Origin of the sequence: Paracidovorax oryzae ATCC 19882 (genome assembly GCF_000687165.1) — a bacterium.
In the GTDB taxonomy this organism is placed as follows: domain Bacteria; phylum Pseudomonadota; class Gammaproteobacteria; order Burkholderiales; family Burkholderiaceae_C; genus Paracidovorax; species Paracidovorax oryzae.
The window spans coordinates 21460-37143 of record NZ_JMKU01000035.1; the positions used below are offsets into that span (position 1 = coordinate 21460).

At 66.4% G+C, this 15684-nt stretch carries 15 protein-coding genes and 2 pseudogenes; 11 read left to right on the forward strand and 6 right to left on the reverse strand.

Going from position 1 to position 15684, the window contains the following annotated elements; translation table 11 throughout:
• Positions 1 to 21: 21 nt before the first annotated feature.
• Entirely contained in the window at positions 22 to 1584 is a 1563-nt protein-coding gene (gene mhpA, locus T336_RS0120435) for a bifunctional 3-(3-hydroxy-phenyl)propionate/3-hydroxycinnamic acid hydroxylase MhpA (RefSeq protein WP_026433920.1), read from the reverse strand.
• Between the two features lie 226 nt (positions 1585 to 1810).
• Here mhpA and T336_RS0120440 point away from each other — a divergent pair, with 226 nt between their 5' ends.
• Positions 1811 to 2506, forward strand: a complete 696-nt coding sequence (locus T336_RS0120440) for a TetR/AcrR family transcriptional regulator (protein ID WP_026433921.1) — start codon at positions 1811 to 1813, stop codon at positions 2504 to 2506.
• 105 nt (positions 2507 to 2611) lie between these two features.
• A complete protein-coding gene (locus T336_RS0120445) occupies positions 2612 to 2827 on the forward strand; it encodes a DUF3606 domain-containing protein (protein ID WP_026433922.1) in 216 nt (71 codons plus the stop codon).
• Between the two features lie 5 nt (positions 2828 to 2832).
• On the opposite strand, the gene T336_RS0120450 is transcribed toward T336_RS0120445, so the two are convergent.
• Entirely contained in the window at positions 2833 to 3438 is a 606-nt protein-coding gene (locus T336_RS0120450; protein WP_026433923.1) for an NAD(P)H-dependent oxidoreductase, read from the reverse strand.
• A gap of 72 nt (positions 3439 to 3510) precedes the next feature.
• Here T336_RS0120450 and T336_RS0120455 point away from each other — a divergent pair, with 72 nt between their 5' ends.
• A complete protein-coding gene (locus T336_RS0120455) occupies positions 3511 to 4119 on the forward strand; it encodes a TetR/AcrR family transcriptional regulator (protein ID WP_035226715.1) in 609 nt (202 codons plus the stop codon).
• Positions 4120 to 4122: 3 nt separating this feature from the next.
• The gene (locus tag T336_RS0120460; protein ID WP_026433925.1) at positions 4123 to 4533 is read left to right on the forward strand and encodes a VOC family protein; all 411 of its coding nucleotides are present in this window, start codon (positions 4123 to 4125) and stop codon (positions 4531 to 4533) included.
• Positions 4534 to 4609: 76 nt separating this feature from the next.
• Here the strand turns inward: T336_RS0120460 and T336_RS0120465 are convergent, their stop codons facing one another.
• The 3 genes from T336_RS0120465 to T336_RS0120475 form a co-directional block, all read right to left on the reverse strand.
• Positions 4610 to 5665 carry a hypothetical protein gene (locus T336_RS0120465; protein WP_026433926.1) on the reverse strand — a complete coding sequence of 352 codons (1056 nt, stop codon included), beginning with the start codon at positions 5663 to 5665 and terminating at the stop codon, positions 4610 to 4612.
• 300 nt (positions 5666 to 5965) lie between these two features.
• Positions 5966 to 7291, reverse strand: a complete 1326-nt coding sequence (aptA, locus tag T336_RS0120470; RefSeq protein ID WP_026433927.1) for an omega-aminotransferase AptA — start codon at positions 7289 to 7291, stop codon at positions 5966 to 5968.
• 96 nt (positions 7292 to 7387) lie between these two features.
• On the reverse strand, positions 7388 to 8263 hold the full coding sequence (locus T336_RS0120475) for a GntR family transcriptional regulator (RefSeq protein WP_026433928.1): 876 nt from the start codon (positions 8261 to 8263) through the stop codon (positions 7388 to 7390).
• 81 nt (positions 8264 to 8344) lie between these two features.
• Here T336_RS0120475 and T336_RS0120480 point away from each other — a divergent pair, with 81 nt between their 5' ends.
• From T336_RS0120480 to T336_RS27640, 7 genes and pseudogenes are all read left to right on the forward strand, one after another.
• Entirely contained in the window at positions 8345 to 9505 is a 1161-nt protein-coding gene (locus T336_RS0120480; RefSeq protein WP_035226717.1) for a C45 family autoproteolytic acyltransferase/hydrolase, read from the forward strand.
• A 37-nt stretch (positions 9506 to 9542) separates the two neighbouring features.
• Positions 9543 to 11114 carry an ABC transporter substrate-binding protein gene (locus T336_RS0120485; protein WP_035226720.1) on the forward strand — a complete coding sequence of 524 codons (1572 nt, stop codon included), beginning with the start codon at positions 9543 to 9545 and terminating at the stop codon, positions 11112 to 11114.
• Positions 11115 to 11156: 42 nt separating this feature from the next.
• Positions 11157 to 12113, forward strand: a complete 957-nt coding sequence (locus T336_RS0120490; protein ID WP_026433931.1) for an ABC transporter permease — start codon at positions 11157 to 11159, stop codon at positions 12111 to 12113.
• A gap of 14 nt (positions 12114 to 12127) precedes the next feature.
• The gene (locus T336_RS0120495) at positions 12128 to 12943 is read left to right on the forward strand and encodes an ABC transporter permease (protein WP_035226728.1); all 816 of its coding nucleotides are present in this window, start codon (positions 12128 to 12130) and stop codon (positions 12941 to 12943) included.
• 38 nt (positions 12944 to 12981) lie between these two features.
• Positions 12982 to 14610, forward strand: a complete 1629-nt coding sequence (locus T336_RS0120500; RefSeq protein ID WP_035226724.1) for a dipeptide ABC transporter ATP-binding protein — start codon at positions 12982 to 12984, stop codon at positions 14608 to 14610.
• 98 nt (positions 14611 to 14708) lie between these two features.
• Positions 14709 to 15098, forward strand: coding sequence for an ester cyclase (locus T336_RS0120505; protein WP_026433934.1), 390 nt, complete (start codon positions 14709 to 14711; stop codon positions 15096 to 15098).
• Positions 15099 to 15156: 58 nt separating this feature from the next.
• A pseudogene (locus T336_RS27640) lies at positions 15157 to 15312 on the forward strand (helix-turn-helix domain-containing protein); the annotation flags it as partial.
• Here T336_RS27640 and T336_RS27555 read toward each other — a convergent pair.
• Positions 15304 to 15684, reverse strand: a pseudogene (locus tag T336_RS27555) (IS3 family transposase); the annotation flags it as partial. The pseudogenes T336_RS27640 and T336_RS27555 sit on opposite strands and share 9 nt — an antisense overlap.

A 15684-nucleotide genomic window follows, 5' to 3' on the forward strand; every position in this document is an offset into this window, starting at 1 on the left:
AGGCAGGTTTTGTGTGATCGGTCAGCCGGGTACGGCTTCCTGGGCCGGTATGGCCGCAATCAGGCCATGCACCAAGCTGGCCAGTTCGTCCGATGTCCGCGCACCGCCGAAGACATAGAAATCCGGTCGCACCAGAACGGCTTGCATACCGGTGGCTTCAAAGTAATCACGATAGGTTCCGTCGATGTCTTCGTAGCCCGCAGCGGATCCGACGGGAATGCATCGGACCGGCAGGTCATCAAGCGCCTGCCGTGCAGCTGTATCCAATGCGGGGAGGTTGCCGAGGGTTATCAAATGCCAACCGCCGCCCACGAGGTCGTCACAAAGGGCTTGCCTGCCATCGGGCGACCGCAGCCTTCCCTGTGGGCCGAGGTGTCCGGCTATTTCGCCTGATGGCCCGTGGCGGAAAAACAGCCCGGATTCCAGATGGGGGAATGGTGGCGGAGGTGGCACGACCCCTGCGAAAAAGGCCTCATCACGTGCCTTCGCCACTTCGGGCTGCGTAGTGCAGGAAATCCGGCCCAGTTCGGTGGATTGCTCGATGATTTTGCGAACGTGCGGCTTGCGCTCGATGGCGTAGCTGTCGAGCAATGTGTCGCTGGCAACGCCCCGCAGGACCAGGTCGAGCTTCCAGGCGAGGTTGGCCGCATCGCGTACACCGGAACACATCCCCTGTCCCATGAACGGCGGCATCAGGTGCACTGAGTCACCGATCAGCAAGACCCGTCCCTTGCGCCAATCGGGAACCAGCTTCGACTGGAAGGTGTAGACCGCGCGTCGAATCAATGCCGCATCATCGGGCGAGATCCACGGAGCAACGAGCTTCCATATCGCGTCGGTCTTTTCCATCTCTGCCTTGGTCTCGCCGGGCAGCAGCATGAACTCGAAGCGCCGATGGCTTCGGCCCAGCTGAAACAGGCACATCGGACGCTTCGGGTCGCACACCTGTCCGTTGTCGAAGTCGAACTTCAGCGGCCTGTTCGGCTTGAAATCCGCGACCAGCCAGTTTTCCTGGAAGCCAAAGTCCTCGTACGAAAGTCCAATGGACTCTCGGACGAAGCTGTTTGCGCCGTCGGCGCCGATCAGATAGGAAGCGCGGACCGTCTTGCATTCGCCCTGCGGATCGGAGACCCCGTCCCGGGTTTTGCGAACGGTCAGTTCAACGCAGTCTTCGTGCTGGACCAGGTGGATCGCTTCCCAGCCGTGGTGCACGGACGCTTTGCCTGTGGACCTGACCGAGCGATCCAGGGCAGCCTCCATGTATGGCTGAAAGAACAGGTAGTCGGACTTCCAGCCCGAGATGCTGGTCTGGTCCCAATCGAAGCTGATCAGCGTCTTCCCGTCCGCGTTACGCCAGACGTACTTCGTCATGGGGAAGGCATCTGCCGAGACCTCTTCCGACGCTCCCACGGACTGGAAGATTCGCATCACTTCATGGTCGATGTGCCCTGCGCGGGGCATGCCGTACAGGCCGGGAAACCTCTCGAACACGACGACCTCGTGCCCCAACTGGCTCAGCTTGGCGGCCTGCATCTGGCCGACGGGGCCGTACCCGACGACGGCTACATCGTAGAAATTCTTCACGTTCGCTCCTCAAGTGGATGGGAAGTGATCTATTGATCATTGATGAACAATCTTTCATTTCTGATGATCAAATCACTTTTGATGCAATGTACTTTGAGCGAGCTTGAGCTAGATCAGTGCTTTCCCCAGTAGCGGGGGGCAGCGATGGTCCTGGGGGAGTGCATCGCTCAAGGTGTCCTGATCAGAATTGATGCGACAATCAAAATTTGCCGCTCAGCAGATGCCCATGCCCAAAACAACCGCAGCGTCGCTCGCATCCGACGACGCTTCCAAGGAGCGCACGAGCGACCCCGCCACGAAGGAATCCATGCCGCGGGCTCTTCGCGGCAAGCTGCGGACGAGGGTGAAACTCATCGAAGCCGCCATGCGCGTCATGGGGCAAAAGGGCGTCGAAGGCGCCACCATCAACGACATCACAGAGGCGGCCGACGTCGGTTTCGGCAGCTTCTACAACCACTTCAAGACCAAGGAAGAGATCGCACAGGCCGTCTTCGAAATCCTCAACGACCAGTTGGCCGCGCGGCTCGACGCCATCACCTCGGAAGTGACGGATGCCCCTCAGGCGATCGCCTATGTCCAGCTGGCCATCGTTCAGAAAGCCGTCACCGACCCTGTCTGGGGCTGGTTCCTGGTGCATGCGAACTCTGCGCTGAAGCTGCTGGAAATCGCCTATCACGAAAGGGCGAAGCTCGATTTCGCGCGTGGCACAGCCCAAGGATGGTTCTCCATTCCCAACCACGACGTGGCTGCGACGGTGACCTTGACTTCGCTGATGGGGCTGATCCGATCGATGCTGGAGGGCACTGCAACCGCCGACGCCGCGCGCGACCTGGTGGAACTGCTGATGCGCATGTATGGCCTTCCCCACGACGAGGCGCACCGCATCGCGCGCGCACCTGTGCCAGCGACCTACCAGCTATAGGGAAGGTCTGGCCAATACCACATCGCTGCATCGGCCTACACCGGTGGTACACGGGGCGAATTAGCCTGGGTTCTCTTGATGCCGCCAACCAGACCAGGAGTGAACATGCAGTCATCCGCAGCCAAGCCAGACCTCGTGAACCTTGAGGATCCCGATTCCGTCGCGCGATGGGTCAAGGAGCTGGACACGACCGAGAGCCAGTTGAGAGATGCCGTCGTCCAGGTGGGCACGAAGGGCGCTGATGTCGAAATGCACCTCAAGGGCGCACGCAGCTCCACCAATGACGACCGGATGAAGCAGGCGCCTGCCGCGGGGCGATAGCTGAGCTATGCGCTACCTGCGCCGTGCTGCGCGAAAGCATTCCGGCCCAGCTCCCGCGCCGCGGCGATGTGGGATGCAGCGCTCTCGCCATCGATGCCATACAGGATCGTGGAAGTGGCCACCCTGGCGCCGCAGTAGTCGAAGATGCCGTGGTCGATCTGCGTGCGCAGCGCCGTGTCGTAGCCATGCCGCGCATACGTTCCCTCGTCGGCAGCGCCGATCCCGACCAGGTGGACGGCAAGACGCCCGAGCCGCTTCTCGATGGCGCCTTCCGGGGTTTGAGAGTACGCCCACCCGTTGGAGAAAACGCGGTCGATCCAACCCTTGAGTTGCCCTGGAAACGACCACCAATAGACTGGGTACACCAGCACCAGCGCATCGGACCGGTCGATGCGCTCCTGCTCCCGCAGGACGTCGGGCGGAGCGGATGCCTGCATGAAGAACGTGGCCCGGTCCGCAGGGTTGAATGCGGGCTGGAATCCCTCTGCCGCGATGTCTGCCAGCTCCGTGGTGTGCTTGCCAAGGGCTTGGACGCCCTCGGCAAACGAGCGCGCGACAGCGTGGGTGAGCGATTGGGGATCGGGGTGGCTGATGACGATGAGAGCGTGCATGGGACATCCTTGTGGTGCAGTTAAACTACCATCCGTATATTAGCACTGTAAATTACTTTTGGTAGGTTATCCATGTCAAGCCAACCGGCGACGCCCGATGCGGGCCGCGAGATCAAGCGGCGCCTTCCCAAGGAGGCCCGGCAGCGCCAACTGCTGGATGTCGCGTGGTCCATCATTCGCAGCGAGGGCAGCGATGCGCTCACGCTGGGCTACCTGGCCGAGCGCGCGGGCGTGACCAAGCCCGTCGTCTATGACCATTTCGGGGCGCGCAACGGTCTGCTCGCAGCGCTCTACGAGGAGTACGACGGCAGGCAGCATGCCCTGCTGGACGAGGCCCTTGCAGCCTGCGCCAGGACGCTTCCCGCGGTGGCCAAGGTCATCGCCGCGAGCTACGTCGGGTGCGTCATGGCCATGGGCCGGGAAATGCCGGGAGTGAGCGCGGCGCTGGCGGGCTCACCGGAGCTGGAGGCCTTGAAGAAGGAGCATGAAACCCTCTTCATGGACAAGTGCCGCCGCGCGCTCGAGCCTTTTGCGAAGAAGCCCCTGAAGCCTGCTGCCATGCGCGCCATGCTGGGGGTGGCCGAAGCAGTGTCGTTCGCGGCGCTGGCAGGGGAGGTGGACCCCGTGGACGCAGAGAACGAGATCTACGACGCGATCCGGCGGATCACGCAGAGGGGTTGATGCATGCCCAAAACGTCCCTCATCACCGGTCTCGACCATGTCGTGCTTACGGTCGCAAGCATCCCGCGCACCATCGCGTTCTACCAGCAGGCTCTCGGCTTCGAGTCTCGGGAGTTCAAGCACGGCAGGTACGCGCTGCACTTCGGGCGGCAAAAGATCAATCTGCATGAGGTGGGTACGGTGGTGGACCCGAACGTACGCCATGCGACTCCGGGCTCGGCCGACCTGTGCTTTCTGACCACATCCCCTCTCGACGAGGTCATTGCCCACTTGACCCATGTGGGAGTGGGCATCGTGGAAGGCCCGGTGAACGCCACGGGCGCCCGCGCCCGGTTGCGATCGATCTACTTCTACGACCCCGATGAGAACTTGATCGAAGTGGCGAACGAGGTCGCCGATGGGGTGGTGGGCTAGGGAAGGTCTGCGGTGAACAAGCCCCCGCGATGCGGCGCAGAGACGCGCCGTGCGCGAGGGTTTGTTCAGCGTTGCCTCAATTCGGGAAGGTGAGGCCGGCCAGCGGACTGCGCAGGCTGGCCGCGTTGCGCGCCGACAGCGTGTAGCTGGTGCTGTCGTCGGTCGAGAGGTCGCTCACGAAGAAGAAGCCTTGCGCGGCACGCTGGTTCATGGCGGCCAGCTTCTGGTCCGCGGTCTGCTGCAGGCTGATGGCGCTCAGGTCGTATTCGACGGGGCCGTTCTGCGCCGAGCTCTTCTCGAAGACCTGCCCGATGGCGCCACCCTGCAGCGCGAACGCGCCCAGGTAGAACCCGCCCTGCGCGCCCTGTTCGTTCAGCCGCTGGCGCAACGCGTCGCCGCTGGCCATGCCGCCGGAGCCGGACACGGCGATCACGGTGTAGGAATAGGTGGTGGCGCTGGAATCCTTGGCGTAGAGGTTGAAGCTGTCCTGGCCCGCGCCGATCGGGCCGACCAGCCGGAAGCCCCGTGCGCCCTCGGCGTTCAGCTGGGCCTGGAAGGCATCGCTGCCCAGGCTGCCGGAGATGGCCTGCCGCTCGTAGGAATAGGTGGCGCCGCGCGCCGCGTCGCGTACCGTGAGCAGGCTGATGCCCGGGCCGTCGCCGGAACTGTAGGGCGCCTTGAAGACGAAGCCGCGTGCGCCCTGCTGGTTGAGCTGGGCCACCAGGCCATCGCCCGAGTCCGCCTGCGCCACCGCTTCATAGGTCAGCCGCGAGTTGCTGTGCGCGGTGTCGGTCACGTAGAAATCGTTCTGCGCGCTGCCTCCCGTCACCATGGCCGACAGGTAGGCATAGCCGCGCGAGCCCTGGTCGTTCAAGGCCGCCAGCAGCGCAGCGCCGGAGGCGGAGGGCTGGGCGATGTACTGGCCGGTGACCTGGGGGGCCGGAGTGGTGCCGCCACCGCCATTGCCGCCACCGCCGCCACCGTTTCCACCGCCACCACCGTCCACGCCTCCACCGCCGCCGCCATTTCCGCCGCCTCCGAAGACGTCCCCTCCGCCGCCGCCTCCGCAGGCAGCCAGGCAGGCGGTCAGGGCAAGGGCCGCAGCGCGGCGGGTCATGGCAAGAGCATTCATGGAAATCCTTGGGTTACTGAGTGAGGGGGCGGCGGCAGTCCGTCTTGTCGCATCGTTCGTTGCGACGCATCGGACCGCACGCCCGGTGCAAGGGAAAATTATTTGCACCAAGGCCGAGCGGCACTCACCCTACCGGAGCATGGTTTTTGTTTCATGCTGTAGCCCTGCGGATCCGCCGCGCGTCCTGCCGAAGGCATGAAGACCCGACGCGCACGACTTTGCGAGCCCGTGGGTGCCTACACTCGCTGACACTTTCTGCGCGATGCCTGCGGCATGTCGTGCCTTGTACCTGCATGGTGCTCAGGAGATGCTCTGCAGGGCCGTGCGGATGCTGCCGGCCATCTCGCCGATCTGCGCTTCGCTGATCACCAGCGGAGGCGAAAGCACCAGCGTATCGCCCGAGTTGCGCAACAGCACGCCGGCCTCGAAGCAGGCCAGGTGCACGGCCTGGGCTCGCGCGCCTGCGGCATCGGCACGCGGCGCCAGTTCCACGGCGCCCAGCAGGCCGATGTTGCGCACGTCCACCACGTGCGGGGCATCGCGCAGGCCGTGCAACGCGGCCTGCCATACCGGGGCGATGGCTTGCACGCGCGCAGCCAGGCCCAGCTCTTCGTGCACGTCCAGCGTGGCCAGGCCGGCTGCGCAGGCCAGCGGGTGGGCCGAGTAGGTGTAGCCGTGGAACAGTTCGATTCCATGGGCCGACCCCTGCATGAAGGCCTCGTACACGCTGTTGCCGACGATCACCCCGCCCATGGGCACGGCCCCGTTGGTCATGCCCTTGGCGCAGGACATCAGGTCGGGCGTGACGCCGAAGGCCTGGGCCGCGAACGGCGCGCCCAAGCGCGAGAAGCCGGTGATCACCTCGTCGAAGATCAGCAGGATGCCGTGCTGCGTGCACAGCTCGCGCAGGCGCTGCAGGTAACCCACGGGCGGCGGGTACACGCCGCCCGAGCCGGTGACGGGCTCGACGATCACCGCCGCGATGGTGGCCGGGTCGTGCACCACGAACAGCTGCTCCAGTGCATCGGCGTAGTGCGCTCCCGTGGCGGGCAGGCCGCGCGAGAAGCGGGCGCCGGCATCGTAGGGCAGGGGCAGGTGGGCGGTGTCGGGCAGCAGCGGGCCGAAGTCGCGCTTGTGGCGCCCGAGGCCCGCCACCGAGAGGCCGCCGAATCCCATGCCGTGGTAGCCCTTGGCGCGGCCCACCAGCAGGGTGCGGCGCGCGTCGCCGCGCGCCTGGTGGTATGCGCGGGCGATCTTGAGCGCCGTGTCCACCGCCTCCGAGCCCGAGTTGGTGAAGAACACATGGTCCATGCCCTCGGGCGCCAGATCGGCGATGCGCCGGGCCAGCGTGAAGGCGGCCGGGTGGCTCATCTTGAACGACGACACGAAGTCCATGCGGCCCGCCGCCTCGCGGATCGCCTCGGTGATGCGCGGCTGCCCGTGGCCCGCATTGCAGCACCACAGGCCTGCCATGGCATCCAGCACCTGGCGGCCGTCGTCGCAGGTGTAGTGCATGCCGTGTGCAGCGGTGAACAGCATGGGTTGCTGCTGGAACTGGCGCTGGGGGGTGAAGGGAAGCCAGAAGGCGGTGTCGTCGGGGGCGCAGGAGTGCGGGGCAGAGCTCATGGGACTTCCGGTCAAAGTTGCGATCCCTGTCATTATGTTTTTTGTATGAACAAAAATCAAATCGCAACGCCGAGCAGGAAACCGGGGTTTCCGCCTTCAGGTCTTGGCCGGTGGCCTCAGGCGGCTGGCCACGTCGAGGTGGCGCAGCATCAGCAAGGCAGCCAGTTCCTGGTCGCCGGCCTGCATGCGGTCCAGCATCTCCAGATGCTCGCGGCAGTTCACCTCCATGCGCTCGCGGCCGTACTTCCAGTCGTAGTTGGACAGGCGGCGCAGCCGGTTCTGGCGCTGGATGTCCATGTGGAAGAAGCGGTTGCCCGAAGCGGCGGCCACCCCTTCGTGGAAAGCCGCATTCATCTCGAAGAAGGCGATGCTCGACGAGTCCTCCGTCAGGTGGCGCAGGAACTCCTCGTGCTGGTGCCGCATGTCCTGCGCCCAGGCCTGCGGCAGTGCAAAGCCGGGCTCCCGGATGGCCGCGGGCTCGATCACCATGCGATAGCGGTAGCTCTCGTGGCGCACGCTGGCGTCCCAGGCCCCGGTGGAGAAGCGCCAGCCGTAGCCCAGCTTGGGCTCGATGGCGCCCAGGTCGGCCAGGCGTTCCAGCGCGTTGCGGATGGCGGGGCGGGCCAGGCCGTAGGCCTCCATCAGTTCCTTTTCCGACACGTACTCGCCCAGGTTGCCGCGCTGGCGGTCGAAGGCAATGCGGCGCAGCAACTGGTCGCTGTCGTCGGCCGGCTCGCGCGCGGCCGAGGGCAGGGGCGGCACGCGCAGCAACTCCACGCCGCGGTGCGGCTTGCGCTCGGTGAAGCCCTGTTGCGCCAGGTGGTCGAGCGCGGCGCGCACGGGAGTGCGCGAGACGCCCAGGCGCTCGGCGAGCTGGTTCTCATTGAGCCGCGCGCCCACCGCCAGGCCGTCCTCGTGGATGAGGCGGCTGATGCGGTCTGCCAGCTCGAGATGCAGGGGGGTAGAAACCATGATTGGAAAATATTGATGTTTTTTATTCTACAAAATACAATTTATGCATCGATCGCCCGATCGCTCACTCCACCCATCGCCATGGACCAGACCTTCACCTGGGGCACCGACCAGCCCATTCCCTCCTGCCCCCTGATCGAGATCAGCGGTGCACCGCGCGAGCGGGGCCGCCAGTATGGCGAACAGGCCAGGGCCCGCATCCTGCGGGGCATCGAACATTACTCCTCCCAGCTCGAAGCCAGCAAACTCGGCTGGCCCGAGATCGGCACGCTGGTGAAGACCTTCGAGCCCACCATCGAGGCCTTCGAGGCGACCTACCTCGATGAGATGCGCGGCATTGCCGAAGGCGCCGGGGTCTCGTATGAAGCCGTGGTGATGCTCAATGCCCGTACCGAGATCCTGAAGCTCGCCGACCGCCGCCGCAAGGGCCAGCCCGCGCAGATCGATCCCGATGGCTGCACCGGCGTGGTCGCCATGCCCGGGGCAACCGCCTCGGGGCGCGTGATCCATGCCCAGAACTGGGACTGGAAAGCCGAGTGCGCCGAAACGGCCATCGTGCTGCGCGTGCTGCGCGAGGACGGCCCCGACATCCTGACCTTCACCGAGGCCGGCGGCCTGGCCCGTTCGGGCATGAATGCTGCGGGCATTTCCATCACCGCCAACTACCTGGAGTCCGACCGTGACTACCGCCAGCTCGGCGTCCCCCTCGCGCTGCTGCGCCGCAAGGCCCTGGAGCAGGTGCAGCTGGCCCTGGCCATGCGCATCGTCTACTGCACACCCAAGTCGGCCTCCAACAACGTGATGGTCTCGCACGCGACCGGCGTCGCCATCGACTTCGAGTGCGCCCCCGACGAGACCTTCCAGATCCACCCCGAGCGCGGCGTCATCGTGCATGCCAACCACTTCCAGAGCCCTGTCGCGCTGGGCAAGGTCCGGGACATGGGCATCGTGAACACACCGGACTCGCTGTACCGCGACCTGCGCGTGCGCGCGCTGGTGGAGCCGCACATCGGCACGCTGACGCGCGAGCACATCAAGGCCGCGCTGTTCGACGACTTCCAGTCGCCCTGGTCGGTGTGCCGCCCGCCGCGCCCCAACAGCAGCAGCAACCTGTCGGCCACCGTGGCCATGGTGGTGATGGAGCCCGCCCTGGGCGAGATGGAAGTGGCCATGCTGCCCGCGCTCAGCCGCCGCTTCCAGGCCTACAGCCTGGACCTGGAGCGCCAGCTGGCGCCGGCCTGACGCTGCCCTGCCTGCCCCACGAAGAAAGGACCCCGAGATGACCGTTGCCCCCTCGCGCTGGCTGTCCAGCGGGCTGGCCTTGCTGGCCGGCCTGTGCTTCGTCGCCCAGGCCCAGCCGCAGCCCGACACGCTGCGCATCCGCCTGAACGCCGACATCCGCTCCACCGATCCCGGCATCAACCGCGACAACAATACCGACGCGGTGATGATGCATGTGGTCGAAGGCCTGGTGGCCTACCGCGAGGATGCGTCCGTGGCGCTGCTGCTGGCCCAGTCGGTCAGCACCTCGGCCGACGGCAAGACCTACACCTTCAAGCTGCGCCAGGGCGTCAAGTTCCACAACGGCGCGCCGCTGACAGCCGACGACGTGCTTTTCGCCTGGAACCGCTACATGGCACCGGCCAACAACTGGCGCTGCCTGGCCGAGTTCGACGGGCGCGGCCTGGCCAAGGTGGTCAAGGTGGAGGCGCCCGACGCGGCCACCGTGGTCTATACGCTGGACAAGCCTTCGGCCCTGTTCCTGGTCACGCTGGCGCGCGTGGACTGCGGCGGCACCGGCATCTACCACCGCAGTTCGCTCGACGCCGATGGCAAGTGGCGCGAGCCCGTGGCCACCGGCCCCTACAAGCTGGGCGAGTGGAAGCGCGGCCAGTACATCGAGCTCTTGCGCAACGGCGCCTACGCCGCGCTGCCCGGCCCGCGCGACGGCAACACCGGCGCCAAGATCGCCGAGACGCCCAAGGTGCGCTTCATCATCATCCCCGATGCCTCGGCCGCCAAGGCCGCGCTGTTCTCGGGCGGCATCGACCTGAACTACGACATCAACGACGAGGACATGGCCGAGTACAAGGGCCGCAAGGACATCCTCATGGAAACCCAGGCCTCCATGAACGTGCAGGGCCTGCTGTTCCAGACGCGCGACCCGCTGCTCAAGGACGTGCGCATCCGCCGCGCCATCGCGCTGGCATTGGACATGCCCGAACTGGTGGCCACCGTCACCTCGGGCAATGCGCCACCGAGCCGTTCGATCGTGCCCACGCCCAGTGCCTTCTACAAGCAGCCGCAGGCCGCGGTGCCCGCGCGCAACCTGGCACAGGCCAGGAAGCTGCTGGCCGAGGCCGGCTACAAGGGCGAGACCATCAAGATCCTGGCCACCAAGCGCTACAACAGCGTCTTCAACATCGCCGTGCTGACCCAGGCCATGGTGCAGGAAGCCGGCATCAAGGCCGAGGTCGAGGTGCTCGACTGGGCCACGCTGCTGGATCGCTACAACAAGGGCAACTACCAGGCCATGGCGTTCACCTTCTCGGCGCGGCTGGACCCCGCCCTGTCGTACGAGATGGTCACGGGCCCCAAGGACAAGCAGCCGCGCAAGGTGTGGGACGACCCGCAGGCCCACGAACTGCTGGCCAGGAGCATGGAGATCACCGACACGGCCCAGCGCCAGGCGCTGTTCGACAAGCTCGAAGCCCGCATGCGCGAAGACGTGCCCGCGGTCTTCATGTACTCGGCCGTGAACACCAGCGCTGCCCGTTCGTATGCCAAAGGCTACAAGGGCTGGGCACTGGGCACGCCGCGTGCATGGGGCGTGTCGCTGCGTGCGCCGTGAGGGGCATGGCGCAACTGAACCGACGATCCAGTGACAACCGCCATGGGTTCTTCCTTTCCTGCCTATCTGGGCCGGCGCCTGCTGTGGACGCTGCCGACCCTGTTCCTCGTGAGCCTGATGGTCTTCGTGCTCATGCGCCTGGTGCCGGGCGATCCGGCGCTGCTCATCCTGGGTGACAGCGCCACGCCCGGGCAACTGGCCGACCTGCATGCGCAGTTCGGTCTCGACCGGCCCATCCCCGTGCAGTTCACGCTCTGGCTCGGCCGGGTGCTGCAGGGCGACCTGGGCCATTCCATCACCAGCGGAGAGGCCGTGCTGCCGCTGCTGCTCGAGCGCTTCCAGGTGAGCGCTGCCATCGTGCTCGTGGCCGTGGCCCTGGCCGCGCTGCTGGCCGTGCCCGCGGGCCTGCTGGCCGCGTGGAAGCAGAACAGCGTGCTCGACACCATGGTGGTGGCCGCCGCCACCTTCTTTTTGTCCATACCGAGCTTCTGGCTGGGATTGCTGCTGCTGCTCTTCGCCGGGCTCAAGCTCGGGCTGGTGCCGGTGGTGGGCTACGTGCCCTTCAGCGAGGACTGGCGCTCGGCGCTCAGCTTCCTCATCCTGCCGACCATCACGCTGGCGCTGATCGAGCTGGGCATCCTCACCCGCATGGCGCGCGCCAGCGCCGTGGAAGTGCTGCGCCTGGAGTACGTGACGCATGCGCGTGCCAAGGGCCTGGCCGAGCGCCGCGTGCTGCTGCGCCATGTGCTGCCCAACGCCTTCGCTCCCACCTGGACCATGATCGGCCTGGTGCTGGGCAACCTGTTGGGCGGCATCGCCGTGCTGGAGACGGTGTTCACGCTGCCCGGCCTGGGCCGCCTGCTGGTGGATGCGATCTTCGCGCGCGACTACCCCGTCGTGCAGGGCTGCCTGCTGTTCATGGCCGCCATCTACGTGCTGGTCAACCTCGTGGTGGACCTGTGCTACCCCTTGTTCGATCCCCGGGTGTCCGCATCATGATGATCCAGCGCTTGATGAAACGCCTGCGCGCCAATGCCCTGGTCGGCGGCCTGCTGGTCGGCCTGGTCGGTGCCATGGCGCTGCTGTCCATGGTCTGGACGCCCTACAACCCCATGCGGGTGGCCTTGCGCCAGCGTCTGCAGCCACCCTCGGGCGCCTACCTGCTGGGCACCGACGAGTTCGGCCGCGACATCCTTTCGCGCCTGATGGCCGGAGCGGGCACCAGCCTGGTGGTGGCCGCGCTCACGGTGGCCCTGGCCCTGGTGCTGGGCGTGGTGATCGGCCTGGTGGCCGGCTATTTCCGCGGCTGGCTCGACCGGGTGCTGATGGTCTTCAACGATGCCCTGCTGGCCTTTCCCGGCATTTTGCTGGCCTTGGGGGTGATGGTCATCGTGGGCGCCAACCAGTGGGGCATCATCGTCGCGCTGGGCCTGGCCTATGCGCCCACGGCGGTGCGCGTGGTGCGCGGCTCGGTGCTCTCGCTGCGCGAGAAGGAGTACATCGAAGCCTCGGAGGTCATCGGCAACTCCGGCCTGCGCACGGTGTTCGCGCACATCCTGCCCAACTGCGTGGCGCCCCTGGTGGTGCTGGCCACGTCGATGTTCGGCTGGGTCATCCTGGCCGAGAGCGCGCTCAGCTTCCTGGGCCTGGGCGTTCCGCCGCCAGCACCCACCTGGGGCAACATGCTGGCCTCGGGCCGGCCCTACATCGAGACCGCCGCCTGGCTGGGCATTGCGCCCGGCGCCTGCATCGCACTCACCCTGCTCGGCGTGAATCTGCTGGGCGATGCGCTGCGCGACTGGCTCGACCCGCGCATGGAGCACCACTGATGCGCCCCTCCATTCCTACCGTGGCGGAAAGAAACGACATGACGACGACCGAGAAGAACGCGCCGCCGCTGCTGTCCGTGCGCGAACTCACCGTGCACGGCCCGCTGGAGCGCCCGCTGCTCGATGCCGTCTCCTTCGATGTGCCGGCCGGCGGCGTGGTGGCCCTGGTGGGCGAATCGGGCAGCGGCAAGACCATGGCCGGGCGTGCCGTGCTCGGCCTGCTGCCGCCCCAGGTGCGCCAGAGCGGCGGCCGCGTGCTGCTGCAGGGCCGCGACGTGGGCACGCTGTCGGCCCGGTCGCTGCGTGCGCTGCGCGGCTGCGATGTGGGCATGGTGTTCCAGGAGCCCATGGTGTCGCTCAACCCGGCCATGACCATTGCCGAGCAGTTGTTCGAGGGCCTGCGCCTGCACGAGAAGGTGACCACGGCCCAGGCACGCGAGCGCGCCATCGCCATGCTGCGCCGCGTGCAGATCGCCGATCCCGAGCGCTGCCTGGCCTCGTACCCGCACCAATTCTCGGGTGGCATGCGCCAGCGCATCATGCTGGCCTCGGTGATGCTGCTCAAGCCGCGCCTGCTGATCGCCGACGAGCCCACCACGGCGCTCGATTCGCTGAGCCAGCGCGAGGTCATGGAGATCATGGCCGAACTCACGCGCACCGAGGGAACGGCCGTGCTGCTCATCACGCACGACCTGGGGCTGGTGGCCCGCTATGCGCAGTCCGTGGTGGTGCTGGAAAAGGGCCGCCTTGTCGAGGCCGGCCCCGTGCGCAGCGTGCTCGCTGCACCGCGCCAGGCCTATACGAAGAGCCTGATCGATGCCTTGCCCCAGCGCAGTGCCCCGCGCCCTGCGCGGCCGGCGCAGGCGCCGCTGATCGAGGCGAAGGATGTGCAGGTGAGCTTTCCGGGTACTCGCCAGGGCTGGCTGTCCAGGTCCGAGCCCAAGCTGGCGGTGCGCGGTGTGTCGCTGGCCATCCAGCCGGGCGAGGTGGTGGCGGTGGTGGGCGGATCGGGCTCGGGCAAGACCACGCTGGGCCGCGCCATGATCGGCCTGCTGCCCACCGCGGGCGGCGAAGTGTGCTTTCGTGGCACGCCGCTGGGCGGGGCCCACGCCGCGGGCCGGCGCGAATTCCGCCTGGCCTGCCAGCTGGTGTTCCAGGATCCGTATTCCTCGCTGGATCCACGGCAGCGCGTGCGCGACATCGTGGCCGAGCCGCTGCGCCACGGCCCGCCGCTCACGCAGGGCGCGCTGCAGGCCTCGGTGGATGCCATGCTGGCCGAGGTGGGCCTGGCGGGTTTTGGCGAGCGCTTTCCGCATGCGCTCTCGGGCGGCCAGCGCCAGCGCGTGGCGATCGCGCGCGCCCTGGTGCGCAAGCCCGCCTTCGTGGTGGCCGACGAGCCTGTGTCGGCCCTGGACATGACCATCCAGAAGCAGGTGCTGGAGCTTTTCAGGCGCCTGCAGGCCGAGCGCGGCTTCGGTTGCCTGTTCATCTCGCACAATCTGGCCGTGGTGTCCGAGATCGCCGACCGCATCGTCGTGATGGCAAACGGCCGCATCATCGAAGAAGGCAGCGTGGCCGACATCTTCGACCGGCCGCAGCAGCCCTACACGCGCGCACTGCTGGAGGCGGCGACGACCAGTGATTTGCTGGCAGAGTTGAGGATGTAGATGCGTTCGCCCAAGTCGTCTTTGGCCAGCCGGAACACCATGCGATCCAGTGCGAAGATGGATCGGTGGGATGAACGAAAACGCTTGGGAGAACGCAATTGCAGGCGACCAGCATCAAAGATTTCTACCTCGCATACATCGCCTGCCTCAACGCGCAGGACTGGTCCCGGCTGGGCGACTTCGTTGACGCCGACGTGCACCACAACAACCGCCCGCTCGGCCTGGCGGGCTATCGGGCGATGCTGGAAAACGACTTCGCCACGATTCCGGACCTTCGCTACGAAGTGGAGTTGCTGGTCGCCGATGTGCACTGCGTGGGGAGCCGGCTGGGGTTCAACTGCTCGCCGCAAGGCGAGTTCCTGGGCCCGCCGGTGAACGGCAGGAGGGTGGTGTTTTCGGAGAATGTGTTCTACGAACTTCGCGATGGCAAGATCGCCCGGGTCTGGTCCGTCATCGACAAGTTGGCGATTGAAGCGCAGCTTGCATGAACTGGAGGGCATTCTCAAACCTGAAGTGCAACACCTGAATCTCAGGTAACTTGCACAGATGACTTCGCGATACAAGCACTTGCAGCCCGAAGAACGACTCACGCTGGCCTCGCTGGTCCAGCAGGGATGGAGCGGGCGATCCATCGCTCGCCTCCTCGGGCGCAGCCCCAGCACCGTGTGCCGGGAGCTGGCACGCAACAGCACGCCTGGCGACGTAGGCACCGGGCATCGACAGATCCACCGCGATGTCGATGCACTCGCGGGTGAAGTCATCGGTGACGGTCAGGCATTTGATTCGCCGGCCATTGGCCAGTGCGTCACTCACGAAGTCCAGGCTCCAGGTCTGGTTGGCACGCGTGGCGGCAACCAGCGGTGTGCGCTCGCCGCGGTACTTCCTGGCCTTGTTGCGCTTGCGTACCGCCAAGCCCTGCTCGCGGTAGAGGCGATACACCTTCTTGTGGTTGGTGCCTGGAAACTCGCTGCGCAGCATCTCATGCACACGGCGATAGCCAAAGCGCCGCCGCTGCATGGCCACGGCGTGGATGCGCTCGCGCAGCCGGACCGTGCAGGCGCCCGGCTGCGGCGG